This is a genomic window from Nitrogeniibacter mangrovi (assembly GCF_010983895.1).
GTDB classification, from domain to species: Bacteria; Pseudomonadota; Gammaproteobacteria; order Burkholderiales; family Rhodocyclaceae; genus Nitrogeniibacter; species Nitrogeniibacter mangrovi.
The window spans coordinates 1895033-1921903 of sequence record NZ_CP048836.1 but is presented as its reverse complement, the minus strand read 5'-3'; the positions used below and the strand labels follow the sequence as shown (position 1 = coordinate 1921903).

The following is a 26871-nucleotide window of genomic DNA, read 5'->3' as shown; positions in this document are numbered from 1 at the left end:
TCGTCCTCTGTATTACCCGTAGTTATTGCTTGATGCCCGAACCGCCCGATGCCTTTGAATGGCGCAGCATGCCGATGATCGGCTCCCAGCGCGTCTCGGGGCACTCCTTGCTCCCGTTGACCATGGGCCAGAGCTCATGGTCTTCGAGATTGAGCAGCTCCTGCAAAATCTCCAGCTGTGATTCGTCCAGCTGGTCGAATTGTGTTTCGAGGAAGCGCGCGAGCACCAGGTCGAGCTCCAGAAGAGCCCGGCGACAGTGCCAGCGAACGCGCCCCCGATGGATGGTCATACTGCGCGACGGACCATCATGTCCTTGATCTTGCCGATCGCCCGGGTCGGGTTCAGGCTCTTCGGACAGACGTCCACACAGTTCATGATGGAGTGGCAACGGAACAGGCGGTACGGATCCTCGAGATTGTCAAGACGCCCACTGGTGTCCTGATCCCGCGTGTCGGCGAGGAAACGATAGGCCGCCAGCAGACCGGCGGGCCCGACGAACTTGTCCGGGTTCCACCAGAACGACGGGCACGAAGTCGAGCAGCAGGCACACAGGATGCACTCGTACAGCCCGTTGAGCTCCTCGCGCTCCTCGGGCGACTGCAGACGCTCGCGCTCCGGCGCCGGATCGTCGTTGACCAGATACGGCTTGATCGAGTGGTACTGCTTGAAGAACTGCGTCATGTCCACGATCAGGTCGCGGATCACCGGCAGACCCGGCAGCGGACGCAGCGTGATCGGCTGCGGAATGCTGTCCACGTCGGTCAGGCAGGCCAGGCCGTTCTTGCCATTGATGTTCATGGCATCGGAGCCACACACCCCTTCGCGGCAGGAACGGCGGAAGGACAGGGAATCGTCCTTGGCCTTCAGACGCACCAAGGCGTCGAGCAGTTTCTTGTCGGATGGCTCCAGCTCTACGGAAATGTCCTGCATGTAGGGCTTGTCGTCGCGATCCGGATCGTAACGGTAGATCTTGAATTGAACGGTACGTTTACTCATTGTTTCGACTCCCGGACCCTCAGTAGACACGCTTGGCGAGCGCGATCGGCTTGGTGCCTTCGTTCATCGGCTCCAGATTGACCGGCTTGTAATCCAGACGGTTGCCTTCGCTGAACCACAGGGTGTGCTTGAGCCACTCCTTGTCGTTGCGACCGTTCGGGAATTCCTCACTATCGGGCGCATCGTCACGCACATGCGCACCACGCGACTCCTTGCGGGCCTCGGCGGAGATCATGGTGGCCTTGGCGACCTCGATCAGATTGTCCAGTTCCAGGGCTTCGACACGGGCCGTGTTCCAGACCTTGGACTTGTCCTTGATCTCGGTGGTCTTGGCCTGTTCGGCGACCTTGAGGATCTCGGCAACGCCCTCTTCGAGCAATTCCTTGAAGCGGAACACGCCGGCATGCTTCTGCATGGTGCGCTGCATGGCCAGACGCACTTCGTGCACGTCGGTGCCATTGGTCTGATTGTCGAGGCGGCTGATCCGCGCCATCGCGGCGTCAGCGGCGTCTTCGGGCAGCGGCTTGAGGCGCAGGTTGCCGGACTGGATATCCTCGACCACGGTCTCGCCGGCGGACTTGCCGAACACCAGCAGATCGAGCAGCGAGTTGGTTCCGAGACGGTTGGCGCCATGCACCGAGGCACAGGCACATTCGCCGGCGGCATAGAAGCCGGTGACCGGGGCGTTGGGATTGCCAGCCTTCGGCATCACCACCTGACCCTTGTAGTTGGTCGGGATGCCGCCCATCTGGTAATGGCAGGTCGGCACCACCGGGATCGGCGCCTTGATCGGGTCCACACCGGCGAACTGGATCGAGATCTCACGAATGCCCGGCAGGCGTTTCATGATGGTGTCGGGCGACAGGTGGGTGATGTCGAGCATCACGTGATCCTTGTCCGGACCACAGCCGCGTCCTTCGTTGATCTCGGTGACCATGGAACGCGACACCACGTCACGGGAGGCCAGATCCTTCAGCGTCGGGGCATAGCGTTCCATGAAGCGCTCGCCGTCGGCGTTGCGGAGGATACCCCCCTCGCCGCGCACGCCCTCGGTGATCAGCACGCCCGCGCCGGCCACGCCGGTCGGGTGGAACTGCCAGAACTCCATGTCCTCGAGCGGGATGCCGGCACGCGCTGCCATGCCGACACCGTCACCGGTGTTGATGAAGGCGTTGGTGGAGCTGTAGAAGATCCGGCCGGCACCGCCGGTGGCGAACACGATCGCCTTGGCATGGAAGATCGAGACTTCGCCGGTCTCCATTTCCATCGCGGTCACGCCGACCACGTCGCCGTCGGCGTCGCGGATCAGGTCGAGTGCCATCCATTCGACGAAGAACTGGGTGTTGGCGCGCACGTTGCGCTGATACAGCGCATGGAGCATGGCGTGACCGGTCCGGTCAGCGGCCGCACAGGAGCGGGACACCGGGGTCTGGCCATAGTTCTGAGAGTGACCGCCGAACGGACGCTGGTAGATCTTGCCGTTGTCCAGGCGGTCGAACGGCATGCCGTAGTGTTCGAGTTCGACGACCACCTCGTTGGCCTTGCGGCACATGAACTCGATGGCATCCTGGTCACCCAGCCAGTCCGACCCCTTGACGGTGTCGTACATGTGCCAGTGCCAGTTGTCCTCGGTGGAATTGCCCAGCGACGCGGCCACGCCCCCCTGGGCGGCAACGGTGTGCGAACGGGTCGGGAACACCTTGGTGAGCACGGCCGTCTTGAGGCCCGCTTCGGACAGTTGCAGCGCGGCGCGCAGACCGGCACCACCGGCACCGACGATCACCGCATCATAGGTACGTTTCGTGATACTCACGCTCACAGCCTCCACAGAATCTGGGCCGCCCAACCGGCGTAACCGACAAGCAGGAACATAACGACGACGTGCAGCGCGAGGCGCACACCGACCGGCTTGATGTAGTCCATGAAGATGTCACGGACGCCGACCCAGGCGTGATAGAACAGCGACATGAAGAACAGGAAAGTGGCGAAACGCATGAAGCCGCCGGCGAACATGCCGCTCCAGGCTTCATAGTTCATTTCCGGCAGCGCCAGCGCCTTGAACGCGAACAGGACCGTATAGAGCGCCATCAAGGTGGCGGTGACGCGCTGGCCGAGCCAGTCGCGCAGGCCGTAATGAGCCCCGACAACAGTACGCTTTACCATAGTTTCACCCCGATGATCACGGTCAGCACGATGCTCACGCCCAGCACGATCTTGGACGTCAGGCGGGCAGTGGGAAGATCGAGCCCCTTGTGCATGTCGAGCAGCAGGAAGCGGATGCCGGCACAGAAGTGGTGCAGGTAGGCCCACAACAGACCGAACAGGATGATCTTCACCAGCGGGTTTGACACCGTTTCCTTGTAGGCAGCGAACGATTCGGGCGAACCGACACTATTGCCGAACAGGGAAAGGAGCAGCGGCAGCATCAGGAACAAACCTGCGCCACTGACCCGGTGGAGAATGGACACGATGCCCGGGATGGGCAAACGGATCTCGTTCAGCGCCAGATGCTTCGGCCGCTGTTTTCTGACTGTCACTTCGGACATCACTTCCCCCTCATTGCATGACAGCGCCAGCGCTGCCGTACTCCCAAAACAAGCGCATAAGTATAAACGCTCGGTTCTTGCAGACCCGCCCTTTACGGGCGAATCTAGTTCAATTCGTTCAGGTAATAGTGTTCTGCCGTCGAGTAGAGGCCACGACGCCATTCGACGGGTCGGTCACCATAGGTATAAGTCACCCGCTCCACCGACAGCAGTGGAACTCCTTCCTTGACTTTGAGAATGTCCGCGGTCGCCCGGTCGGCCGCGACGGCACGAATCCGCTCTTCGGCGCGGATCATGCGCAGGCCGAAACGCGCCTCGAACAAACTGTAGAGCGAGCCCGACCAGCTTTGAAGAACCTCCAGCGAAAGTCCCTGAAAGATCTCGCCGGGGAGATAAATTTCGTCCACGACCACGGGTTTTGAACTAAATTTCAACAGACGGCGCACGATGATGATCGGCTCGCCCGGCTCGATCGCCAGCACGCGTGACGCCTCTTGCCCCGCCTTGGCGCGCCAGCATTCAAGCGGCAGACTCACGGGATGTGACAGGTCACCATCCTCGGGCACCAGGCGCAAGAAGCGGAACAATGCGCGAGGATCATTATGAGAGGCGACGAAAGTACCCTTGCCCTGCTTGCGGACCAGCAGATTCTCGGCGGCCATTTCGTCGATTGCCTTGCGCACCGTGCCCTGGCTGACGCCGAAGCGTGCGGCCAGCTCCTGCTCGCTGGGAATAGCCTGGCCCGGCCGCCATTCGGCCGATTCGAGGGCTTGCATCATCAAACTCTTGATCTGACGATACAGCGGACTGAAGGTGGGGGACGCAGGTGCCATCGGCGTATTTCAGCACAAAAGTGAATAGGCGTCTAGACTACTCTTTTGTCTTATATAAGACAAAAGACATGAATTGCTTTTTTTAACGCACTGAACTACCATTCGGCGCGATTTGTGCGGATGCAGCATCATACCGTAACAAACCAATCGTCCAGGCGTCAGCTTTCAAACGAACATTGAATGCCAGCGCCGCTTCAACTACTTGGAGAGGGAGTCGTCATGAGCAAAGCCCCAGTTCGCGTCGCCGTCACCGGCGCTGCCGGTCAAATCGGTTACAGCCTGTTGTTCCGCATCGCCAGCGGCGAAATGCTTGGCAAGGATCAACCGGTCATTCTGCAACTGCTGGATCTGCCGCAGGCGCAAAAGGCCGTCAAGGGCGTGATGATGGAGCTGGAAGACTGCGCCTTCCCGCTGCTGGCCGGCATGATCGCCACCGACGACCCCAACGTTGCATTCAAGGATGCCCAGGTGGCCCTGCTCGTGGGCGCTCGTCCGCGCGGCCCCGGCATGGAGCGCAAGGACCTGCTGACCGAAAACGCCAAGATCTTCACGGTCCAGGGCGCCGCCATCGGCCAGCATGCCGATCCGGAGTGCAAGGTGCTGGTCGTCGGCAACCCGTGCAACACCAACGCCTACATCGCCATGAAGACCGCCGAGAAGTTCGGCCGCGTCAACCCGAAGAACTTCACCGGCATGCTGCGCCTGGACCACAACCGCGCCCTGTCCCAGCTCGCATCCAAGACCGGCCGTGACGTATCCAGCCTCAAGAGCCTGGTCGTGTGGGGCAACCACTCGCCGACGATGTACGCCGATTACCGCTTCTGCACCTCCAACGGCGACAACGTCAAGGGCCTGGTGAACGACGAAGCCTGGAACCGCGACGTGTTCCTGCCGACCGTCGGCAAGCGTGGCGCCGCCATCATCGAGGCCCGCGGCCTGTCCTCCGCCGCTTCTGCCGCCAACGCCGCCATCGACCACATCCGTGACTGGGTGCTCGGCTCCAACGGCGAATGGGTCACCATGGGCGTGCCGTCCGACGGCTCCTACGGTATCCCGGAAGGCGTCATCTACGGCTTCCCCTGCACCACCGCCAACGGCGAATACACGATCGTCCAGGGGCTGGAGATCGATGAGTTCTCCAAGGAGCGCATGGGCAATACGCTCAATGAACTGCTCGAGGAACGCGACGGCGTGAAGGATCTGCTCGGCTGATCCGACATCCGACGATGTCACCAGAAACGGGAGCGGCGACGCTCCCGTTTTTCGTTGCGCCCGCGCTTTTTGTTATCCTCGCGGGGCAATATCGACGAGTGACACACGCCCATGCATCCCGACCAGATTCTCTTTCAGGGTGAGCGCGCCCTGCCCCAGCTGCCCGCCATCGACCACTATGCGGGTAGCGAAAAGCTCATCGTCAAGGCCCTGAGCCTCCAGCACTCGCTGGGTCCGGTGTTCGACATCACCTGCGATTGCGAAGACGGTGCGATGGCGGGCCAGGAGACCGAACACGCCCGGATGGCCGCCGCCATGGTCATGAGCGAGGCCAACCGCTTTGGTCGGGTCGGAGCCCGAATCCACGACATCACCCACGCACACTGGCAACGGGACGTCGAGATCCTCGTGCACGAAGCCGGATCACGGCTCGCCTTCCTGACCCTGCCCAAACCGCGCTCGGTCGAAGACGTCGCCATCCAGGTGGCCTATGTCAACGAGCAGCAGCGACTCCACGGCCAGCATCGCCGCCTGCCGATTCATGTGCTCATCGAAACCCATGGCGCGCTGCGTGACGCCTGGGACATTGCCGCGCTCGACGATGTCGAAAGCCTGGATTTCGGCCTGATGGATTTTGTCAGCGCCCACCATGGCGCCATTCCGGCCAGCGCCATGCGCAGCCCGGGGCAGTTCGAACACCCGCTCATCGTGCGGGCCAAATGCGAGATCGCGGCGGCTGCGCTGGCCAATGGCGTCGTCCCGAGCCATAACGTCACCACCGAACTGACCGACACCGATTACATCGAGCACGATGCCCGTCGCGCCCGGCAGGAGTTCGGCTACCTGCGCATGTGGAGCATCCACCCGCGGCAGATCGAGCCGATTCTGAACGCCATGCGTCCCGATTTCTCCGAGATCGAACAGGCCTGCGCCATCCTGAACGCTGCGGCCGACGCTCAGTGGGGACCGATCCGCCATGAAGGCAAGCTGCACGACCGCGCCTCGTATCGCTACTACTGGACCCTGCTCAAGCGCGCCCACGCCACTGGCGCGGACGTGACCGACGCGGCCCGACAACGCTTCTTCTCCGAATGAAGCGCTGTCGGGCCGGGCGCCGGGCGCGACGCCCGGACACCGCCCTCAGTCGTAGCTGAAGAACCCTCGAGCCGTCTTCCGGCCCAGGTAACCGGCCTCCACCATCTCCACCAGCAAAGGCGCCGGCCGGTATTTGGGATCCTTGAAGCCCTCGAACAGCACCTGCATGATCGCCAGCTGCACATCGAGCCCGATCAGATCGCACAGCGCGAGCGGCCCGATGGGATGGTTGGCGCCCAGCTTCATCGCGTCGTCGATCTGTGCGGCACTGGCCAGCCCTTCACCGAGCGCAAAGATGGCCTCGTTGATCATCGGGCACAACAGGCGATTGACCACGAATCCGGGACTGTTGCGTACGTCCACCACGCTCTTGCCGATACGCTCGGCGGCCCCCTGAGCGACCGCATAGGCCGCATCCGACGTCTGCAACCCGCGGATGAGCTCGACCAGCGCCATCATCGGCACCGGGTTGAAGAAATGCATGCCGATCACCCGTTCCGGGCGGTCGGTGGCCGCCGCAATCCGGGTAATCGAGATCGACGACGTATTGCTCGCCAGCACCGCATCGGCCGAAACAATCCGGTCCAGCTCCGCGAACAGCTTGAGCTTGATGTCCAGATTCTCGGTCGCCGCCTCGATCACCAACCCGCACGGAGCCAGCGCGCTCACATCGGTACTGGTCCGGATCCGCGCCAGCGTGGCAGCCTTGTCTTCTGCGCTCGCCTTCTCCTTCTTGATCAGGCGGTCGAGGCTGCCGCCAATGGTGTCCATGGCGCGTGCCAGGGCGTCCTGCGAAATATCGGTCATGACCACGTCGACTCCGGACATCGCAAACGCCTGCGCAATACCGTTGCCCATGGTGCCCGAACCCACCACACCCACCGTGCTGATTTCCAAAATGTCTGCTCCTTGACTGGGTCGTTGACGATGAAGGCCGGCCTTGTGCAGCCTCCATACTTAAGCGTATGGACAATTTAACCGATCACGAGCCAAAGTGACAAACGCGGAAGGACCAGTGCCGTCGTCCCCGAGCGCAGGCGGAAACCCAGCAACCGAACAAAAGGCCGAATCGGAATAAAAGTTCGAAAAATTCGCAAAATGCGTAATAACCCGCATGATGCGGGGATCACAGGCGTGATACCCTTTTAAAGAAAAATTTCGAGACTTTTTCTAGCCCAATCGAGCATCGCCCATGCCGTCTTCCGGCACCCCGCGGGAATCGATTTCCGCACATACACGCGCATTCAAACAACTTGCCCGCGGCGGGCGCCGTTACGCCCTGCCGTGGCTATCCCCCGGTCGCTGGCGCAAGCGACTGATGCTGGTCGGCGTCACCCTGCTGGCGGGGCTGGCCGCAGTCGTCTTTGCCATCGGCGCGGACCTTGCCATCGAGGTGCATCGTCTGCTGTATCACGAGGCCTGGTGGGCGACCCTGATCGTGGCACCCGCCGGTTTCGCCGTCATCGTGTGGGCCACACGTCGCTATTTCCCCGGCACCGAAGGCAGCGGGATTCCTCAGGCCATTGCCGCCTCGCTCACCGAAGACAATCGTATTCGGCGCCAATTCCTGTCGATCCGCGTCATCGTGGCCAAGATGGTACTGACCTTCATCGGCCTGCTTTCGGGCGCATCGATCGGCCGCGAGGGACCGACCGTGCAGGTGGGTGCCTCCATCCTCAACCTGATCAGCGGCAAAAAGCACGGCCGCATCGCACCGACCCGCGACCTGATCGTCGCCGGTGGCGGGGCCGGTGTGGCCGCCGCATTCAACACACCGCTGGGCGGCATCCTGTTCGCCATCGAGGAGTTGTCCCGCTATCGCGCCTTCAAAGCGACCAGCCCGACGCTGGTCGCGGTGATTTTCGCCGGTCTCATCTCGCTGGCCACCCTGGGCAACTACACCTACTTCGGCCAGACGCTGGCGTCGGTCAGCTGGCCGGACGGCCTGTGGCCGGTACTCATGTGCGGCGCTGCCGGCGGACTGGCAGGCGGCCTCATGACCCGCCTGCTGATCGCTTCCTATCGCGGCTTGCCGGGGCGTGTTGGCCAGTTCGCGGCTGACCGGCCGGTCATGTTCGCCGCCATATGCGGGCTGCTCACCGCCCTGACCGGTCTGGCCACCGGCGGCATCACCTGGGGAACGGGCTATGCCGAATCCAAGGCCGCACTCGAAGGCGTCGAGGCGCTTCCCTTCTACTTCATGTTTGCCAAGGCCTTCGTCATCTGGCTCGCCTTCATCAGCGGCATTCCAGGCGGGATCTTCGCACCCGCCCTCGCCGTCGGCGCGGGCATCGGCGCGGACATCGCGCTGCTGCTGCCGGGCGAGAGCAGCTCCGCCATTCTCGTGCTGGGCATGGTCTCGTTCCTGGCCGGCATCACCCAGTCGCCGATCACGTCACTGGTGATCGTCATGGAGATGACCGCCAACCATCAGATGCTGCTCCCCCTGATGGGCGCTGCCGTCGTCTCCCAGGGCTTTTCCCGCTCCGTGGCGCCGGTGCCGCTCTATGACGCCCTGGCCATCGGCATGCTCAAGGACATCACCCGGCAGCTACGTGGCTCGAGTCAGCCGCCCGAACCGCCCGAAACGGAGATGCCGGACCCGCACGAAGCCATGCTCGAGGAAATCATGGGTCCACCCAGACCGGATGAAGAAGACACCGACGCGGACCTGGATGCGCCGAAGCAGGGATCGGAGGCCGAGATGGACGAATCCGCTCCGCCTCCCAAACCGGACACATCATCGTAATCTCCAAAAAAAAACCGCGGCTCCGGCCGCGGTTTTTATTAACGTTGCAGATGCCTCAGTGCTGCATCGCCAGCATCAAGCCGTTGACCTGCTTCACGAAGGTCGCCGGATCGTCGAGCGTGCCGCCCTCGGCAAGCAAGGCCTGATCGTAGAGCACCGTCGCCCAGTCGTCGAAGTGGGTCTGCTCGTCAGCCAGGCGTCGGACCACCGGATGCTCGGGATTGATCTCGAGAATCGGCTTGCTCTCCGGCGCGCTCTGCCCCGCAGCCTTCAGAATGCGCGCCAGATTCATGCCCATGTCCTGATCGTCGGTTACCAGGCACGCCGGCGAGTCGGTCAGTCGATTGGTCACCCGCACGTCCTTGACCCGCTCACCGAGGCTGGTCTTGAAGCGCTCGACAAGCGCCTTGAATTCATCCGCCATCTGCTCGGCGGCCTTCTTTTCTTCCTCGTCCTCGAGCCCACCAAGATCGAGCCCGCCCTTGGCCACGGACTGCAGCGGCTTGCCGTCGAATTCATTCAGATAGCCGATGACCCATTCGTCCACCCGATCGGAGAGCAGCAGCACCTCGATGCCTTTCTTGCGGAACACTTCGAGATGCGGGCTGTTCTTGGCGGCGTTGAAACTTTCGGCGGTCACGAAGTAGATCTTTTCCTGCCCCGCCTTCATGCGCCCGATGTAGTCGGCGAGAGAGACGGTCTGATCCGGGGTGTCCGCCTCGGTGGAGGCAAAACGCAACAGGCCGGCAATCTTGTCCTTGTTGGCGAAGTCCTCACCGACGCCTTCCTTGAGCACGTTGCCGAAGGCCTGCCAGAACGTGGCGTACTTCTCCGCCGCGTTCGTGGCCATGTCCTCCAGCATCCCAAGAACCTTCTTAGTGCACCCGGCACGGATGGTGTCGATGTCCTTGGACTCCTGCAGGATCTCGCGAGACACGTTGAGCGGCAGATCCGCCGAATCGACGACGCCACGCACGAAACGCAGGTAAGTGGGCAGCAGCTTTTCCGCATCGTCCATGATGAACACGCGCTTGACGTACAGCTTGATGCCGTGACGGGCGTTGCGGTCCCACAGGTCGAACGGCGCGTTCTCCGGAACGTAGAGCAGCTGGGTGTACTCGTGCCGGCCCTCGACCTTGGCATGGACCCACGCCAGCGGTTCGGCAAAGTCGTGGCCCACATGCTTGTAGAACGCCTTGTACTCCTCGTCCGTGATCTCGTTTCGCGGACGGGTCCACAGCGCGTTGGCCTGATTGACGGTCTCGTCCTCGTCGCCCTTGACCTGCGCCTTGGCCTCCTCGTCCCACGCCTCCTTCTTCATCAGGATGGGCTGGATGATGTGGTCGGAGTACTTGCGGATGAGCTGGCGCAGTTGCCAGCCGTTGACCAGATCGCGGGCATCCTCGCGCAGGTGCAGCGTGATCTCGGTTCCGCGACCGGCCTTGTCGATCGACTCGATGGTGTATTCGCCTGCCGCGTCCTCACCCATGCTGCAGGTCCAGCGCACGCCCTGATCCGCCGCCAGGCCGGCACGACGGGTGTTCACGCTGACCTTGTCGGCGACGATGAAGGCCGAATAGAATCCCACACCGAACTGGCCGATCAGGTTCGCGTCCTTCTTCTGATCGCCGGTCAGCTGGCTGAAGAACTCGCGCGTCCCCGATTTGGCGATGGTCCCGAGGTTGGTGATCACCTCGTCCCGGCTCATGCCGATGCCGTTGTCCGACACGGTCACGGTAGCGGCGCTCTCGTCGTAGTCGACGCGGATCCTGAGCTCGCCGTCGCCTTCGAACAACTCGGCCTTGTCGAGTGCTTCGAAACGCAGCTTGTCGCAGGCATCGGACGCGTTCGAGATCAGCTCGCGCAGGAAGATCTCTCGGTTCGAATACAGCGAATGGATCATGAGGTGCAGCAGCTGCTTCACCTCGGTCTGGAAATTCATCTTTTCGGCAGTGCTTGCCTCGGACATCGTCTGTCTCCATCAATAACCAACGTGACGTCGATTGTTGATGGGGGCAAGTGTCGAATTTTCAACCCCCGGGCTCACTGCCGCCAGCACCACGGCTATTCGTATCGGATCTCCAGGATCTCGATCTCGCGCGGGCCCGCCGGCGTTACCAGATTGACCACATCGCCCTCGCGCGCCTTGAGCAGCGCCTTGGCCAGCGGCGAGATCCAGCTGATGCGGCCAGCGCCGGCATCGGCTTCGTCCACACCCACGATCTGATAGCACTGCTCGGTGTGGCCCCCGTCATCGGTAATGACCACCGTGGCACCGAAAAAGACCTGGTCGAGCGCCTGCTGGTCTTCCGGGTCGACCACTTTGGCGTTTTCCAGGCGTTTGATGAGGAAACGGATGCGCCGGTCGATTTCCCGCAGCCGCTTCTTGCCGTAGATGTAGTCCCCGTTCTCCGAGCGATCGCCATTACTGGCCGCCCAGGCCACCGTCTCCACCAGCTTGGGGCGCTCGTCGCGCACCAGCTGGTCAAGCTCCGCCTTGAGCGTGTTCCAGCCCCGCCGGGTCATGTAGATCGGCCCGCTGGGGGCGGGGCCGGAGGGGGTTTCCGGAGAATCGTCGTCCTCTTCGGACGCCTTGACGAACGCCTTGCTCATGCCTTGATGGAAACGGCCGGGAAAAGGCGTTCGATGTTAGATCGCGCCGTGCCGCCATGCAAGCGGCGGCACGGCGGCGTCCGCCTCAATGATAGACGGCCGGCTGATTGAGCAGTGTCTGGTAATGGGTGATCAGCTCGTCGAAATCGGCAATCTCCTCCGAACTGGACAGTTCGGCAAGCTCGGCCCGGAACCGACGGGCCGCCGCATCGCGGAAAACCGTCCCGCGGCCGAGCCGCTTGTCGATGACCTCCAGCACGTCGAAGCCGGGAAAGTCCACCACATACAACACGGGGTTGTTGCAAACGACTTCCATGATATGACTCCTTATCATCCGATCCGGTGCATCCCGGATCGCGTCAGGCACTAGATTGGGTGGATTCGGCGCAGATCAAGCGCCGACATGTTGTCATCGCCCGGGGCACCGCATACCATAACCGCGACCTGATTCAATCAACGGCATTTCCGCCAACCGCTTGAGAGACCCCGAGGCAAAATGCAGGACGATTTCACAGACGCCGCCGGCTGGTCGGAAACCCTCATGCTGCTGCGTGCCGAGCACCGGGATCTGGACGCGGCGATCGACCAGCTCTCGGCCAATCCCCTCGGCGATGAACTGCTCCTGAAGCGCCTCAAGAAGCGCAAACTGGCGCTCAAGGACCGAATCAGCCACCTTGAGCGCATGCTCGAGCCCCCGGAGCCGGCCTGACCACCGCTTCCGCCGTAGCCAGACCGCTGCCTGCATTCGTCATGACGGATGCCCGCTGAGGCTTGCCAAAGGCACCCTTCTTGCGCGTAATATTGATCCAGTCGACCATGGCTCCCGATTTGGGGCGCCAGCGGACGACGGTTACATGAAACGCACAACGGGAGTCGCCAGCAACAGAACAAATCCAAGCGATATCGACCCGCCGGTCCGCCTTCGGTGGCCGCGCGCGTCGACGACCCTCGTGTGTGCTGCATATAAACAGACCAACAGGAGACAAGAATGCAGCAACCGAACAACGTACTCCAGGATTCGGCAGAACTGCCTTTTCCCGCCATCCGGGACATCAAGGCGACGTCGCCGTTTCGCTGGTTTGCGAGTGGCTGGCGTGACCTGCTGTCGTGCCCGATCCCGAGCCTCTTCTACGGCTTCTGCTTCGCGGCGATGGGCCTGCTCATCACCTTCGTGTTCGAGCATGCCTACGAATACACGTCCGGGCTGACCTCGGGTTTCCTGTTGCTGGGCCCCTTCCTCGCCATGGGGCTGTATGAGATCAGCCGGCGGCGCGAGCGCGGCGACGGCTGTTCGCTCACCCCCACCCTGATGGTCTGGAAGCGCAACGCGGGCAACATCGGCGTCTTCGCCGTCGTGCTTGGCGTCATCTTCCTGGTCTGGGCGCGCGCCTCGCTGGTCGTGTTCGCGCTGTTCTACACCGAGGAAATGCCCAATCTGTCCGGCTTCCTCGATCAGGTCCTGCGCTTCGAGAACTTCGAATTCCTGGGCGTCTACTTCGCGGTCGGCCTGTTGTTCGCCACCATCGTGTTCGCGGTCAGCGTGGTCTCCATTCCCCTCATGCTCGACCGCAACCAGGACGCCATCACCGCCATGCTGGCCAGCGTCGGCGCGCTGGCGCGCAATCCGGCCACGATGATGGCCTGGGCGGCGGGGATCGTGATCATGACCATCATCGGCTTCATGACCTTTCACCTCGGCCTGGTGGTCCTCATGCCGATCATCGGCCATGCCAGCTGGCACGCCTATCGCGATCTGGTCGAACCGCTACCGCATCCGTAACGCGCGCGCCGGTTCAGGCGGCCGCGATGGCCGCCTCATCCACCTCGAGCATCACCGGTTGATGATCTGACGCGGCACTGCAGGCATCGTAGACGACCGATCGCAATGCACCGAGTACAGGCCGCGAGACAAAGAAATAGTCACAACAGTAGCGATGGTCGGGCCACTCGGCGCCGTGCAGGCCCACACTCGGCGGGTGTGGCTGGCCAGGATTCAGCGCGAACCAGGCATCGGACCAGACCGGGCGCCCGCCTTCCACTGCGGTCATGCGTGCCCATTCGGGCGCGTCGGGCGCAAAGTTGAAGTCGCCGCAGACAATGGCCGCTTCCGGCCACACGGGGCGTGCGAACGGGCCGTCCGCCTCCTTGGCGCTTTGCGGGGTCACGGCCCACTGCGCTGCCTCCAACTGAAGCTGGCGCAGTTTTTCGACCTGCGCCATGCGCTGGTCCGCCGCGTAGTATTCCAGGTGTGTGGTGATGATCCGCACCGGATGACCGGAACAGGGCATGAGCACCGCCTCGACGGCCGTACGCGGCATGCTCGGGGTTCCCTTCGCGGGCGGCCACGGCAACCGGTGCCTGACCACGGCGCCGACGGGCAGGCGCGACAGCACGACGTTGCCGAAGCGGCTGCGCCCACCGCCCGGATGGGGCACATCGACGCCCGGCGCACCGATCAGCGTATGCTCGGGAAAGGCCGCGCGCAACAGCGCAACCTCGTCTTCTTCCGCCCCGCCGGGCAGGCCGGGAAAACGGCTTGCGACCTCCTGGAGGCAAATCACGTCAAAATCCCCGAGACACGACAAGTCGTCGAGCAAGCGTGACAAATTCACGCGACCATCGGCCCCGCGACCCCACTGGATATTCCAGCTAATGACACGCATCACGATTGCCCTCCGCGTTCGCATGACACAATCGTCCGGAACGATAACGAGCGAGCGACCTGCGCCCACCCCAACGCACTGATGGCACGGTTCAAGATTTTCTCCCTTCTCCCGGCGTCGCCGCGGCATCTTGGCCCGGACGACGGGCTGCGTTCGCGTGATCCGGTGGCCGATCTCGACGCCTGGCTCGGGAAACTGCCCCAGCGCCTGCCGCTGACGCGTGCGCGCATGCTCGGCGAACGGCTCAGGGGCATGGAGGCAGTGTCCTACAATCTGCGCACCCGCCTCAAGCTGGTGGACATGCTCGACGAGGCACTCACGGCGCTGAGCACCGAAATCGAGGCACAACTCGATCTGGCCACTCTCCCCCTGCCGCGCCGTGTACAGAATCCGCTCGTGGCGACCCTCGGTGGCCTGAAACTGCTGGCCAACGCCTATCTTGACCTGGCGAGCAGCATGTCGCGCCGCTGGTTCAAGCTGGGTACCGGCCGTCAGCTCAAGAGCGCACTCGAACGCGGCACCCGCGCGGCAGCGCGGCGCCTCGAACTGGCCCATCGCGCCTATACGATCGGCAGTACCTCGACCTGGAAACAGATCTACACCCTGCACGCGCTGGCCCGCGAACATGGGGTCGCGGACGCCCCTGCCAACGCCCCCCATCTGCTCAACATCGAACACACCTACGCGCACGCCCTGCTGCTGGCCGCAGCCGACCCGACCTGTATCGTCCCGGGCGACCTCGACCGGGTTCGCTTCTACCTGCAGCGTCACGTGCAACAGACCCGCATGTTCCAGGCCGGCGAGCAAGCCGAACAGCTGCAGCGCGAAGCCCACGGCCTGTTCGTGATATCGAACAGCGGGCATCCGCCGGTGGCGCTGACGCGCTATCGGCGCCCGCTTCAGCCCACCCAATGGCTGCTCGATGCGCGCCAGTTGCTCGCGCGCCTGCAATCCCAGATCGACGGTCTGCGCCTCGGCGTCATGCCCGCCCGCCTCGGCCTGCCCATCGCGGCGCGCCAGAGTCGCTACGTGACCATGCTCGAAGCGCTTCACGATCATTGGGCCCATCCGCGCTCGCGCGCCCACGGTCGCACCCGCTTTCTGCCCAGGACGGATCTGGTCGTGGGGTTCGATGCCATCCGCGGCTTCATGGGCGGTTTCGATTTCCGCCACGCCGATGACGCGGACCGCACTGTCGCCGGCGCCCTGTCCGATCGCATCAGCGAGTGGGGCATCCTCGACGAAAGCCCGGGCGGCTTCGGATTGCGTTACCTGTGCGGCCAGGCACAGTATGTTCGGGTCGGCGAGATCGTCGCCGTGCGCCCGCGCGAGCGCGCCGCGATCCTGTTGTGCATCGTGCGCCGCGCGGTCAATCGCGGTGCCAGCGACTTCGACCTCGGCCTCGAAGTGATCGCTCCCTCGGCCATCCCCACCAACATCCGGCTACCGGACGCGTTCGGGATCGGCAAACGCGACATTCCCGTGCTGCTGCTGCCGAAGGTCCCTACGCTCAAGGGGCGCCCGGCCCTCGTGGCCGGCATCGGCGATGCACCGCCGGGCACGCTCATCACCCTCGTCCAGCATGGCCAGCGCCTCGCGCTCAAGACGGGGGTGCCGGTGGAACGTTTTCAGGGCCTCGAATTGCTGCCCCTGCGTCGCAGCTGACCCGCCGCGGTAGCCGCGAGCGGCCCGCTCGCGCTACGATGCATCTTCGGTCATAGAACACACGGTTTCATGCACGCACACGATCACGGTCACGGTCACGCCCATGGCGGACACGCCCACGGCGCCCACGCGGGGGGCGCCACCCTGCTGCTGGCCCTGTGTCTGACCCTTGGATTCGCCTTCGTCGAAGCGTTTGCCGGCTGGTGGGCCGGCTCGCTGGCGCTGCTCGGCGACGCCGGCCACATGCTCACCGACAGTTTCGCGCTGGGTCTGGCCACCCTGGCGGCCTGGCTTTCGCGCCGCCCGCCCGGTCCACGCCTGAGCTACGGCATGGGGCGACTCGAGCCGCTCGCCGCGCTGATCAACGGCATCACCATGCTGATCGTGATCGGGGCCATCTGCTGGCATGCGGTGCTGCGCCTGCTCGACCCCCAGCCGGTTTCGGGTGAAGCGGTGACCATCGTCGCGCTCATCGGCCTCGGGGTGAACATCCTCGCCGCCTGGCTGCTGAGCCGCGGCGGCAACGACCTGAACACGCGCGCCGCGCTCCTGCATGTGTTCGGTGACCTGCTCGGCTCCGTGGCGGCCCTGGTCTCCGGCCTGGTGATTCAGTGGACCGGATGGCTGCCCATCGATCCGCTGCTGTCGATGCTCATCTGCGGGCTCATCCTCGCCTCCACCGCCTCCTTGCTCCGGCAGGTATTCACCACCTTGCTGGACGGGGTGCCCGACCGGCTGTCCCTGTCGCAGGTCGGCACCGCGATCGCGGCGGTGGATGGGGTCGGCTCGGTGCATGATCTGCATATCTGGAGTCTTGGCGCCGGACGCACCGCCCTGTCCGCGCATCTGGTCATCGCCCCGGGTGCAGACTGGCACCAGGTGCTGCCCCGGGTCCAGGACATCCTCGAGCACGACTTCGGCATCGATCACAGCACGCTGCAACCCGAGTCGCCGCAGATTGAACCGCTCGTGTTCAAACGCGCGTGGACGCGCCATGAGGCGGGCTCGGCACCGTGATGACCCGATCGACCGCTAAAGAACGCGGCGTACCATGCCGTTTTCAGGACATACCGCCAACCGGTCTCTCCCAGCATGTATAGCGCTCAAGAAATCGTCGCCGCCAATGCCAACCTCAAGACGCTGCCGGCGATCTACACCCGGATCCGCGACGAACTCGAATCCGAGGACGGCTCGCTGCCGGAGGTGACGCGCCTGGTAGCGCACGACGCCGCGCTCAGCGGACGCATCCTCCAGGTGGTCAACAGCCCGCTGTACGGCTTCGCCGGGCAGATCGACAACGTCATGCGCGCGGTCCAGCTGCTGGGCATGCAACAGCTCCACGATCTGGTGCTCGCCATGTCGGTGAGCGAAATGTTCGAGGATGTGGACACCCGGCAGATGAACATGCGCATGTTCTGGCGCCTCGGTGTGCTGCGCGGGCTGGCCTCACGCGTGACCGCGCGGCGCTGCGGGCTGCTCGACGCGGAACGCATGTTCGTGCTCGGCCTGCTCGCCTCGCTGGGGCATCTGGTGCTCTATCTCACCGTCCCCCAGGACGTCGCCCACGCGCAGCGCATCGCCGACGAAACCGGCGAGTCGCTCGACTCGGTGGAGCGGCGCCTGATCGGCGCCAGCGACGCCGAAGTGTGCTGCGCCCTGTTCGAGAGCTGGCGCCTGCCGCGCAACTTCTCTCCCATCGCCGGCGGCCAGTACCACCCCGTTCTTGCCGGCGAACACAGCTACGAAGCGGCGATCCTGTGCCTGGCCAACCATATCGTCGACGCCGACCGGCTCGGCCTGGCCAGCCAGGACGCGGCGCAGCGGGTGCCCTCCGGCATCTGGCCGCAACTGGACCTGGAAGCCGAGCAGCTGTCCGAAATCCGCGAAGAGGCCGAGCTGAACCTCGCCGCGGTGACGGCCATGTTCTTTCCCCGCGTCAACGCCTGAACGCGTCTCGCGGCGTGACCGTCGTCTCGTCACACGCCTGCCGCCAGGCGGCCGGCTCGGGAGTGGTGAGCAAGGTGTCCACCAGGCGCTCCGCTTCGCCCAGCGCCGATCGGGCGGTCGGCGAAAGATCCGCGCCCAGATCGAACCCCACGCCGGCGACCGCGAGCACGAAAACCGGCGGCGCCGGTGCGCGCCCGACCCGGGCGTGAACGCCCAGCACTTCCGCCGGCGTCAGCGCATGAGTCGCCGCAGCCGGCGTGCGACCGGCGCGTAGTTCGACCAGCGACACCGGGCACTCAGCGGTGGCATCGGCGTCGATGAACAAGGCCAGGTCAGCCCCGTCGAGTTCCAGCGCATGCTCGACCTGGAACTGGAAATCGAACACCGTGCGCACCTGCGGCAGCCGCAGGGCCTCGACCTTCTCAAGCAGGCGCGGCCCGATGGCGTCATCACCCCGGGCGTCGTTGCCGGCGGCCAGCACCACGACCCGGGTCATGGGTGACGCATCACCCGATCGACCAGCGTCCCGCCGGCATCGCGCAACTCGAGCGCCAGCGGCATCTTGCCCAGTGCATGGGTGGCGCAGGACAGGCACGGATCGAAGGCGCGGATCGCCACCTCGATGTGGTTGAGCAGCCCCTCGGTCAGGGTGTGCCCGTCCAGGTACTGGCGCGCCACCTCCCGCACCGCGGTGTTCATGGCCTGATTGTTGTGCGTGGTGGACACGATCAGGTTGCACCAGCTGACCAGATCGTCGTCGTTCACCGCGTAGTGGTGGATGAGCGTGCCACGGGGCGCCTCGATGACGCCGACGCCATTCGTGCGCCGCACCCCGCCCGCCATGCGCTCGCCACGCACCAGATCGGGGTCGGCCAGCAGATCGCGGATCACCTCGGCCGCATGGAGCATTTCGATCATGCGCGCCCAGTGATAGGCCAGCGGGGCGTGCTGGATCGTGCCGCTCGCGTAATCGGCAAAGGCCCGGCGCTCGGCTTCGGCCAGCGGTGAGGGGATGAAGTCGCAGTTCTGCACCCGTGCCAGTGGCCCCACCTTGTACCAGCCCGCCGCGGCGCCCATGTCGGTCACGTAGGGAAACTTCATGTAGCTCCATGGCTTCACCGACTCGGTAATGAAGTCCATGTAGTCGTCCACCGCCACCCCGTCGCGCAGGATCGTGCCGGCCGCGTCACGCAGGCGCAGCTGGCCGTCGTACAGGTCCATGGCGCCGTCGGCGCGCACCAGACTCAGCAGGGACGACTCGAAGCGCCCGAAGCGGTCGTAAAGCGACGGATCCGCCTCGTGCAGGCGGCGCACCAGATGCACCGCCGCCTGCGCCCAGGCGACCATCGCGTCCGCCTCGGCGCTCAGGGCGTCGCGATCCTCGGGCGCCAGGTGATGGTTGATACCACCGGGCACCGCGGCGGTACCGTGAATGCGCTTGCCCGCCGTGGCCTTGATGATCTGCTGGCCGAAACGGCGCAGGCCGACGCCCTGGCGCGCCACCTCGGGATAGGCTTCGGCGATGCCGACGATGTTGCGCTTGCCCACCTCCGAATCGAAGCCGAACAGCAGGTCGGGCGAGGACAGATGGAAGAAGTGCAGCGCATGGGACTGGAGGATCTGGCCGTAGTGCATCAGCCGGCGCATCTTGTCGGCCGTCGGCGTCACCTGCAGCGCGCCGACCACCGGATCGAGTGCCTTGGCGGCCGCCAGATGATGACTCACCGGACAGATGCCGCACAGCCGCTGCACCATGACCGGCACCTCCCAGTAGGGGCGTCCCTCGATGAAGGCCTCGAAGCCGCGGAATTCGACGATGTGCAGGCGCGCTTCATGAACGTGGCCAGCCTCGTCGAGCAGCAGCGTGACCTTGCCATGCCCTTCCACCCGGGAGACCGGGTCGATCACCACGCGCCGCAGCCCGGTGCGGTCGACGGCGGTTTCCAGATCAGTGCTCATCGGCGCTCCTCAGTCGAAATGCATCAGCGCATGCCCGAGACGCGGCGTACGCCCGGCCAGCAGGTCCGAGACGAAGGCCCAGATGGCTTCGCCCGAGGGCGGACAGCCGGGCAGGAAATAGTCGACCCGCACCACCTCGTGGATGGGATGGACCTTGTCGAGGGGTAGCGGCAGCTCGGGGTCGTTGGGCACACGCGCGGCGGCCATGCCCGGACGGGTCTCGTACACGGCGCGCAGGCAGTTGCCCAGATCGAGATGATTGCGCTGCGCGGGCAGACCGCCGTTGACCGCACAGGCACCGAGGGCCACCAGGGTACGGCAGTTGCGCCGGAACTCGCGCAGCACGTGCACGTTCTCGGCATTGCATACCCCCCCCTCCACCAGGCCCACGTCGCACGGGCCGCAGTGCTTGATATCGGTGAGCGGCGAGCGATCGAATTCGACCTTGCCGGCCAGTTCGAACAGGTGCTCGTCGATGTCAAGCAACGACATGTGACAGCCGAAACAGCCGGCCAGCGATACCGTGGCCAGGCGCACCTTGCGCGTTTCACTCATGATCGCCCTCCGTTTCGCCCTGCATCGCGACCACGTGGATGGGTTCCGCGTCGTAGGTGCGCTTGCCGATCGGTACCGCGAAGCCGACCCGCTTGGGCAGGATCACGCCCACCGGGCAGATCGACGCGGCCCGGTCTTCGGCGGCAAAATCGGTATCCGCCAACCGCCCCGATTCGGCGTTCACCGCCAGCTTCTTGTGGATGCCGCGGCCGGTGAGCGCGAACACGTGCTTGCCATCGATCTCGCGCGAGGCGCGCACGCACAGCTCGCAGTAGATGCAGCGATTGAAGTCGAGCAGCACGTCGGGATGGGAGGCATCCACCGGCCGGTCAGGGAACAGCTGGGCGAAGCGCGGCGTGTTCATCTCCAGGTCGTAGGCCAGGGCCTGGAGCTGGCAGTTGCCGCTCTTCTCGCACGAGGGACAGAAGTGGTTGCCCTCCACGAACAGCATCTGCAGCAGGGTGCGCCGCTCCGAATTGATCTCCGGCGTGTCGCTCTCGACCTCCCAGCCGGCCTTGGCCGGCATGGCACAGGACGACACGTGGCGCCCGGCGACCTTGACCACACACAGCTTGCAACTGCCGTGCGGCGGGAAGTCCGGATGCCAGCACAGGTGCGGAATGTAGTGGCCGGCGGCCTTTGCAGCCTCGAGGATGGTCTGCCCTTCCTCGAAGGGTACGGGCTGGCCGTCGAGCAGAAAACTGGACCCGCTCATGCGTCGTCCTCCATGGCATTGTCCAGATGGGCGCCAGCATCGTCCCGCCCGGTCATCTGGCGGGCACGGGCCAGCGCGCCGTCGAGATCGAAGGCCGGCGTGAAGTCCTTGCGCACGAGGCGCTGCTCGTAGACCGGCCGGAACTTGAGCAGGCCGTCGAGCACCGGGTTGGGCGCCGCACTGCCCAGGCCGCAGTGGCTGGCCTGCTTGAGCAGGCGGTCCAGGTCGTCGATCTCACGCAGGTCGACCGAACTGCCATAGCCATCGGCCAGCTTGTCGAGGGTCTTGCACAGCAGCGTCGTGCCGACCCGGCACGGGGTACAGAAACCGCAGGATTCATGGGCGAAGAAGTGGACGAAGTTGCGTGCCACCTCGAACATGTCGCGGCTCGAGTCGAAGATCATGAAGGCACCGGCCGTGGGCACGTCCTCAAAGGCGATCCGGCGCCCGAACTCGTACGGCGCGATGGTGATGCCGGCCGCACCGCCCACCTGCACCGCCTGTACGTCGCTCGCACCGCAATCGTCGAGCACCTGGGCGACGGTGACGCCGAACGGGTATTCATAGACCCCGGGCCGGGCGCAATCGCCGGACACGGACAGCAGCTTGGTGCCGGTGGACTGCGCCGTGCCGGTGCGGGCAAAGGCCTCGCCACCGCGCAAGGCGATCAGGCAACACTTGGCCAGCGTCTCGACGTTGTTGACCACGGTCGGACGCCCCAGGTAACCGGCTTCGACCGGAAACGGCGGGCGGATCCGCGGCGTGCCGCGCTTGCCCTCGAGCGACTCGATCAGGGCAGTCTCTTCACCGCACACATAGGCCCCGGCGCCCAGATGAATGTCGATGTCGAAGTCGAAGCCCTCCACACCGGCGATCCGATCACCGAGCCACCCCGCCTGCCGGCGATCGGCCAGCACCGATCGCAGCGGCGCGAGCAGATGACGATACTCACCGCGCAGGTAGAGGAAGCCGCAGCGCGCGCCGGTGGCCCACGCCGCCAGGGTCATGCCTTCGATCACCCGGTGAGCGTGGCGGGTCAGCAGCACCCGGTCCTTGAAGGTGCCCGGTTCGCCCTCGTCGGCATTGCACACCACCACCTTGTCGGCTCCGGCCGCATCGCGGCAGGCCTGCCACTTCACCGCCGTGGTGAAGCCGGCACCGCCATGCCCGCGCAGATTGGCCTTGCGCACCGCCTCGAGCCAGCCGGTGCGCCCCATGGAGACGGCCGCCAGGATAGCGTCACCGGGGGCGAAATCCGCGTCGAGCAGCGCATCGCGACGGCGGATGTTGTCGTGCACCTGGAAATACTGCGATGGCCAGGCGTCGAGCGGGCGCTGCTGGCGTACCAGTTCGCAGATCTCGTTGACGCGCTGGTGATCGAGATGGGCGATGGCATGGCCGTTGACCAGGATCGCCGGCCCCTGATCGCCCATGCCGGTACACGAGGTGGTATCGACGCTGACCAGCCCATCCTCCGAGACGCGCCCGGGCGCAATGATGAGCTTGCGACACATGAGCGCCATGAGCGCCTCGCTGCCGAGCATCCGGTCGATGATGTTGTCGGAGAACAGGATGCGGTAGCGCCCGACCGGCTCGGTGTGGAGAAAGCTGTAGAACCCGGCCACCCCGTCGATGCGCGCCCGCGCCATGCCAAGACGCTTCGACAGTGCGGTGAGGACCTCCGGCGGCAACCAGTTTTCCTGCGCCTGGATGTCCACGAGCATCTGCAGCAACGCCTCGGGACGCCGGCCGTGTGCTTCGATGATGCGCTCGACGCGGGCGAGACGGGCGGGATCGACCATGATCTGCCTCCTGAATGACGCCCTCATTCTAGGAGCGTCGGCACCCTGCCCGGGTTGACCTCGCTCAAACCATGTTGCGAGGCAACAGAACCGTCATGCACGCACCCCGCGCCCCGCGCCGACATGGCTGGCGCGCCACCGCTCGATCGCCTCCACCAGCGACGACAGGGATATCGGTTTGCACAGATAGTCGTCCATGCCGGCACGCAGCGCGGCCAGGCGGTCCTCGTCGAGCACATCGGCGCTCACGCCGATAATGCGCGAGCGCACCCCGGCGGCGCGCAACCGGCGCGCGGTCTCCAGCCCATCCATGGCGGGCATGTGGGTATCCATGAAGATCAACTCGAAACGTTCGGCGGCACAGGCCTCGAGTGCGGCCAGACCGTCGGCGGCGCAGACCAGATCCGGCACCCCCAGGCGCTCCATGAACTTGCTCATCACCTTGCGATTGACCGCGTTGTCCTCGACCAGCAGCACCCGGGTGCCCTGGCGCAGGAGCGGACGATCGCGCTCGTCCAGCCGTGGCGCCTCGGCGGCTGCCGCACGGTCCCGGGCCAGGCGGATTCGAAACCAGAAGTGAGAGCCCTGACCCGGGGTGCTCTCGACCCCGATCCGGCCATCCATGAGCTCGGTCAGCATGCGGCAGATGGACAGCCCCAGGCCGGTGCCGCCGTAGCGGCGCGTGGTGGACATGTCGGCCTGCTCGAAGGGCGCGAAGATGCGCGCCAGTGGCTCGGGCTCGATGCCGATACCGGTATCGCGCACCGACACCTCGAGGCGGACATCATCCTCGCCATCGCCCTCGGCGGGGGGCGCCAGGCGCGCCAGGACGTTGACCTCGCCACGCGGGGTGAACTTGAAGGCGTTGCCGACCAGATTGATCAGGATCTGGCGCAGGCGTCCGGCGTCGCCCACCAGCGAACCGGGAATGGCGGGATCGACGGTATAGTTGAAGCGGACACCGGTTTCCTTGACGCGCGCCGCAAAGAGGCACGAGAGGTTGTCCATGAGGCTGGAGAAATTGAACGGCACCGCCTCGAGTGCCATCTTCTTCGCCTCGATCTTGGAGTAGTCGAGAATGTCGTTGATGATCGACAGCAAGGCCTCGCCGCTGCTGCGGATGGTCTCGCAATAGCTCACTTGCTCCGCATCCAGCGGTGTCGACTCGAGCAGCGCCGCCATGCCGATCACCCCGTTCATGGGGGTGCGGATTTCGTGCGACATCATCGCGAGAAAATCGCTCTTGGCCCGGTTGGCGGCCTCGGCCGCATCACGTGCGGTGATCAGCTCCTGCTCCGAGCGGAGGCGCTCGGTCACGTCGGTAAAGCAATACACCCGGCCGATGATCTGGTCGGCGTGCCGCGCGGGCCCCGACTTGCATTCGAAACTGCGCCCGTCGTCGAGCTCGAAGGTGTCGAAGGTCTCGCCGTCAGCACTCGAATCGCCCAGCAACGACACCAGCCGGCTCTGACCATCGCCCACCACGCGCGCCGCCACCCAGGCCAGCAGACGACGATCGTCGCCCGCCATCAGTTCCGACTCGGGGCACCCCCACAGAGCGGCGAAGCGTCGGTTCATGCCGGCGATCGCGCCGGTGTGGTCGAGCATGAGGATGCCGTCCGCCGTGGCCTCGAGCGTCGCCCGCAGCCGCGAGGTCAGGTGCGCCAGCGCCTCCTCCGTCTCCTTGCGCTCGCTGTCGTCCTCGGCACGGATGACCAGCACCTCATCGAAGCGCCGCACCCATTTGCGCACCGGCAGCATGGAACCGTCGGCACGCAGATACATCCCCTCCGCGTCGCTGAGTTCCCCACCGCGCCCGGCGCGCACCTCTTCCCAAAAGAAGACATCGGTCAGGGCACACTCGAGCTCGGTGATCGAGCGGCCGACGAGCGCATCATGGTCGTATCCCAGGAGGCTGCTCGCCGCCTGGTTGGCTTCGCGGATACACAGGTCGCGGGCGTCGACCAGCATCAGCAGCTCGCGTGAACAGGCGAGCATGCGATCGAGATCCCGCGCCAAGCGCGTCATGGACGGCTCCCGTCGCCGGGTTCGGCATCGAAGAAGTAGGTGACGCGCTTGCGCGGGCTCAGATAGTCATACACCGCCGTGGGCAGTTGCACGGGCCGCAATGCCTTGCAGATGTTGACCTCCGGCTCATGCTCCAGGTCGAGCGACAAGGCCTCGTCCTTGGGCACCGCGGGGTCGTGCACCACGACCCACGGACGCAGCGGCGCACGGGAGTTGACCGAGGTGACCATGGCGATCGCATCGTTGGACAGCACGACGATGGAACCCGGCGGGTAGACACCGAGCCGACGCACGAGCAGTTGCAGGGCCCGCGCGTCGAATTTCTGCCGCCGCTGCGCGAACATCAGCGACAGCGCCTCGTGCGGGGTCAACGCCCGGGTCAGGTCGACCGGATTGCACAGATTGTCGTAATGATTGACGAGGGCCACGATGCGCGCGAGCGGATCGATCTCGTCGCCCTTCAGGCGCTTGGGGAATCCCGAACCGTCGGCGCACTCATGGTGCTGGGCGATCACCCGCAGGGCGGCCACGGACAAACCGATCTGCTGCCCCCGCCGCACACCGTATTCACAGTGCATGTTGCGCAGCTCCTGCTCGGCACGCGTAAGCGCCTCGCGTTTCCTGAGCACCTTGTCGGGAATGTCCACATGACCGAGGTCGTGGAGCATCGCGGCCACCCCCAGCGTCTGTCCCTCATCGACCGTCAGCCCCAGATCCTTGGCCAGCATCATGCACAGCACGGAGGTGTTCAGCCCATGGTAGTAGGCGTCCTCGCCGCCGGCCTTTTCGCTCATCACGTGCAAGGTGCTGTCGGGCGCGCGCAGGAAAGCCGACACCATTTCGCCAACCAGCGCGCCGACCTCCTCGAGACACACCTTGGGTGAGGCAAACAGGTTCTGGTGGACATTGCGCATCACGCCGGCCGCCTTGAGGAAGGCCCGCTCGACCTCGGATACCCGTTGTCGGCGTTCACTCTGCCGGGCCATCCGCGCGGAGATTTCGGGCGGCACTTCGGTCGGCGTGGGTATATCCACCTCGACCTCGGACACCTCGGGCGCCAACCCGTCGCCCCCGTCCAGCTCATCGAGCACCCCCTCGTCCGACTGGCCGGGATCGACGCGGACACGGCTCAGTCCGAGGCCGCGTATCTCCTTGATCTGCCCCTGATTGGCGATCTTGAAGTTCGAGAAGGTGAACGGATGCCGGAACCATGGCAGGTCGAGGCAGACGTACATTCCGGTGCGTAGCTGGTCGGGGGTGACGTAACGCGAATTGGCGGTGGCGGTCATCGGAAAGAATCGGGGGTGCGGCAGGATTCGAGGCGTCTTCCTATTACGGCGTCGGACCGGACGAGCTTGAGTCGCCCGCACCCATTCAGTCACCTGTCATCGGGTACACCGGCCACCGGGTGCGACATTTGTCGCACGGCCTCAAAAAGGCGCCCCAAGCCCCTGATTCTCCGGGTTTTTGACGATAGGAAGCGCCACCAACCT

General features: G+C 64.8%; 26 protein-coding genes. 8 read left to right on the top strand and 18 right to left on the bottom strand.

Annotated elements, in window-relative coordinates; translation table 11 throughout:
- Positions 1–22 precede the first annotated feature (22 nt).
- The 6 genes from G3580_RS08795 to G3580_RS08770 all read right to left on the bottom strand — a co-directional run bounded on the left by G3580_RS08795 (position 23) and on the right by G3580_RS08770 (position 4375).
- A complete protein-coding gene (locus G3580_RS08795) occupies positions 23–289 on the bottom strand; it encodes an FAD assembly factor SdhE (protein ID WP_173764899.1) in 267 nt (88 codons plus the stop codon).
- Positions 286–996 (bottom strand): succinate dehydrogenase iron-sulfur subunit, encoded by a 711-nt coding sequence (locus G3580_RS08790; protein WP_173764898.1) that lies wholly within the window; start codon positions 994–996, stop codon positions 286–288. The genes G3580_RS08795 and G3580_RS08790 overlap by 4 nt, the downstream gene beginning before the upstream one ends.
- A 19-nt stretch (positions 997–1015) precedes the next feature.
- Positions 1016–2809 (bottom strand): succinate dehydrogenase flavoprotein subunit, encoded by a 1794-nt coding sequence (gene sdhA, locus G3580_RS08785; protein WP_173764897.1) that lies wholly within the window; start codon positions 2807–2809, stop codon positions 1016–1018.
- A 2-nt stretch (positions 2810–2811) separates the two neighbouring features.
- Entirely contained in the window at positions 2812–3159 is a 348-nt protein-coding gene (gene sdhD, locus G3580_RS08780) for a succinate dehydrogenase, hydrophobic membrane anchor protein (RefSeq protein WP_173764896.1), read from the bottom strand.
- Positions 3153–3542, bottom strand: a complete 390-nt coding sequence (sdhC, locus tag G3580_RS08775; protein ID WP_173764895.1) for a succinate dehydrogenase, cytochrome b556 subunit — start codon at positions 3540–3542, stop codon at positions 3153–3155. The genes sdhD and sdhC overlap by 7 nt, the downstream gene beginning before the upstream one ends.
- A gap of 104 nt (positions 3543–3646) precedes the next feature.
- Positions 3647–4375, bottom strand: coding sequence for a GntR family transcriptional regulator (locus G3580_RS08770; RefSeq protein ID WP_173764894.1), 729 nt, complete (start codon positions 4373–4375; stop codon positions 3647–3649).
- Between the two features lie 219 nt (positions 4376–4594).
- Between G3580_RS08770 and G3580_RS08765 the strand changes: the two genes are divergently transcribed.
- Both G3580_RS08765 and G3580_RS08760 read left to right on the top strand, forming a co-directional pair.
- Positions 4595–5587 carry a malate dehydrogenase gene (locus tag G3580_RS08765; RefSeq protein ID WP_173764893.1) on the top strand — a complete coding sequence of 331 codons (993 nt, stop codon included), beginning with the start codon at positions 4595–4597 and terminating at the stop codon, positions 5585–5587.
- A gap of 111 nt (positions 5588–5698) precedes the next feature.
- Positions 5699–6682 (top strand): HpcH/HpaI aldolase/citrate lyase family protein, encoded by a 984-nt coding sequence (locus G3580_RS08760; protein ID WP_173764892.1) that lies wholly within the window; start codon positions 5699–5701, stop codon positions 6680–6682.
- A 45-nt stretch (positions 6683–6727) separates the two neighbouring features.
- Here G3580_RS08760 and G3580_RS08755 read toward each other — a convergent pair whose 3' ends face one another.
- A complete protein-coding gene (locus tag G3580_RS08755; protein ID WP_173764891.1) occupies positions 6728–7579 on the bottom strand; it encodes a 3-hydroxybutyryl-CoA dehydrogenase in 852 nt (283 codons plus the stop codon).
- A 421-nt stretch (positions 7580–8000) separates the two neighbouring features.
- Here G3580_RS08755 and G3580_RS08750 point away from each other — a divergent pair, with 421 nt between their 5' ends.
- Positions 8001–9431: a chloride channel protein gene (locus G3580_RS08750; protein WP_228720817.1), complete on the top strand. Its 1431-nt coding sequence runs from the start codon at positions 8001–8003 to the stop codon at positions 9429–9431.
- Positions 9432–9486: 55 nt separating this feature from the next.
- Here the strand turns inward: G3580_RS08750 and htpG are convergent, their stop codons facing one another.
- The 3 genes from htpG to G3580_RS08735 all read right to left on the bottom strand — a co-directional run bounded on the left by htpG (position 9487) and on the right by G3580_RS08735 (position 12360).
- Positions 9487–11400, bottom strand: coding sequence for a molecular chaperone HtpG (htpG, locus tag G3580_RS08745; protein ID WP_173764889.1), 1914 nt, complete (start codon positions 11398–11400; stop codon positions 9487–9489).
- Positions 11401–11495: 95 nt separating this feature from the next.
- The gene (gene greB, locus G3580_RS08740; RefSeq protein ID WP_173764888.1) at positions 11496–12044 is read right to left on the bottom strand and encodes a transcription elongation factor GreB; all 549 of its coding nucleotides are present in this window, start codon (positions 12042–12044) and stop codon (positions 11496–11498) included.
- A gap of 85 nt (positions 12045–12129) precedes the next feature.
- Positions 12130–12360, bottom strand: coding sequence for a DUF3567 family protein (locus G3580_RS08735; protein WP_173764887.1), 231 nt, complete (start codon positions 12358–12360; stop codon positions 12130–12132).
- Between the two features lie 180 nt (positions 12361–12540).
- Here G3580_RS08735 and G3580_RS08730 point away from each other — a divergent pair, with 180 nt between their 5' ends.
- Together G3580_RS08730 and G3580_RS08725 are read left to right on the top strand one after the other, a co-directional pair.
- Entirely contained in the window at positions 12541–12753 is a 213-nt protein-coding gene (locus tag G3580_RS08730; RefSeq protein WP_173764886.1) for a DUF465 domain-containing protein, read from the top strand.
- A 279-nt stretch (positions 12754–13032) separates the two neighbouring features.
- A complete protein-coding gene (locus tag G3580_RS08725) occupies positions 13033–13824 on the top strand; it encodes a DUF2189 domain-containing protein (protein ID WP_173764885.1) in 792 nt (263 codons plus the stop codon).
- A gap of 13 nt (positions 13825–13837) precedes the next feature.
- Here the strand turns inward: G3580_RS08725 and G3580_RS08720 are convergent, their stop codons facing one another.
- Positions 13838–14707 (bottom strand): endonuclease/exonuclease/phosphatase family protein, encoded by an 870-nt coding sequence (locus G3580_RS08720; RefSeq protein ID WP_173768708.1) that lies wholly within the window; start codon positions 14705–14707, stop codon positions 13838–13840.
- 165 nt (positions 14708–14872) lie between these two features.
- On the opposite strand from G3580_RS08720, the gene G3580_RS08715 reads away from it, so the two are divergent.
- The 3 genes from G3580_RS08715 (at position 14873) to G3580_RS08705 (ending at position 18319) form a co-directional block, all read left to right on the top strand.
- Positions 14873–16372, top strand: a complete 1500-nt coding sequence (locus G3580_RS08715; RefSeq protein ID WP_173764884.1) for a hypothetical protein — start codon at positions 14873–14875, stop codon at positions 16370–16372.
- Between the two features lie 69 nt (positions 16373–16441).
- Positions 16442–17389, top strand: coding sequence for a cation diffusion facilitator family transporter (locus tag G3580_RS08710; protein ID WP_173764883.1), 948 nt, complete (start codon positions 16442–16444; stop codon positions 17387–17389).
- Between the two features lie 75 nt (positions 17390–17464).
- Entirely contained in the window at positions 17465–18319 is an 855-nt protein-coding gene (locus G3580_RS08705; protein ID WP_173764882.1) for an HDOD domain-containing protein, read from the top strand.
- Here G3580_RS08705 and G3580_RS08700 read toward each other — a convergent pair.
- The 7 genes from G3580_RS08700 to G3580_RS08670 all read right to left on the bottom strand — a co-directional run bounded on the left by G3580_RS08700 (position 18309) and on the right by G3580_RS08670 (position 26667).
- On the bottom strand, positions 18309–18815 hold the full coding sequence (locus G3580_RS08700) for a hydrogenase maturation protease (RefSeq protein ID WP_173764881.1): 507 nt from the start codon (positions 18813–18815) through the stop codon (positions 18309–18311). The two genes, G3580_RS08705 and G3580_RS08700, sit on opposite strands and share 11 nt — an antisense overlap.
- Positions 18812–20278 carry a Ni/Fe hydrogenase subunit alpha gene (locus G3580_RS08695; RefSeq protein ID WP_173764880.1) on the bottom strand — a complete coding sequence of 489 codons (1467 nt, stop codon included), beginning with the start codon at positions 20276–20278 and terminating at the stop codon, positions 18812–18814. The genes G3580_RS08700 and G3580_RS08695 overlap by 4 nt, the downstream gene beginning before the upstream one ends.
- 9 nt (positions 20279–20287) lie before the next feature.
- Complete coding sequence (locus G3580_RS08690) at positions 20288–20833, bottom strand: NADH-quinone oxidoreductase subunit B family protein (protein WP_173764879.1); 546 nt, start codon at positions 20831–20833, stop codon at positions 20288–20290.
- Entirely contained in the window at positions 20826–21548 is a 723-nt protein-coding gene (locus tag G3580_RS08685) for a 2Fe-2S iron-sulfur cluster-binding protein (RefSeq protein ID WP_173764878.1), read from the bottom strand. Before G3580_RS08685 ends, G3580_RS08690 begins: the two co-directional genes overlap by 8 nt.
- Positions 21545–23350 carry an NAD(P)H-dependent oxidoreductase subunit E gene (locus G3580_RS08680; protein WP_173764877.1) on the bottom strand — a complete coding sequence of 602 codons (1806 nt, stop codon included), beginning with the start codon at positions 23348–23350 and terminating at the stop codon, positions 21545–21547. The genes G3580_RS08685 and G3580_RS08680 overlap by 4 nt, the downstream gene beginning before the upstream one ends.
- A 93-nt stretch (positions 23351–23443) precedes the next feature.
- Positions 23444–25378 carry a PAS domain-containing hybrid sensor histidine kinase/response regulator gene (locus tag G3580_RS08675; RefSeq protein ID WP_173764876.1) on the bottom strand — a complete coding sequence of 645 codons (1935 nt, stop codon included), beginning with the start codon at positions 25376–25378 and terminating at the stop codon, positions 23444–23446.
- A complete protein-coding gene (locus tag G3580_RS08670) occupies positions 25375–26667 on the bottom strand; it encodes an HD-GYP domain-containing protein (protein ID WP_173764875.1) in 1293 nt (430 codons plus the stop codon). Before G3580_RS08670 ends, G3580_RS08675 begins: the two co-directional genes overlap by 4 nt.
- Positions 26668–26871 lie beyond the last annotated feature (204 nt).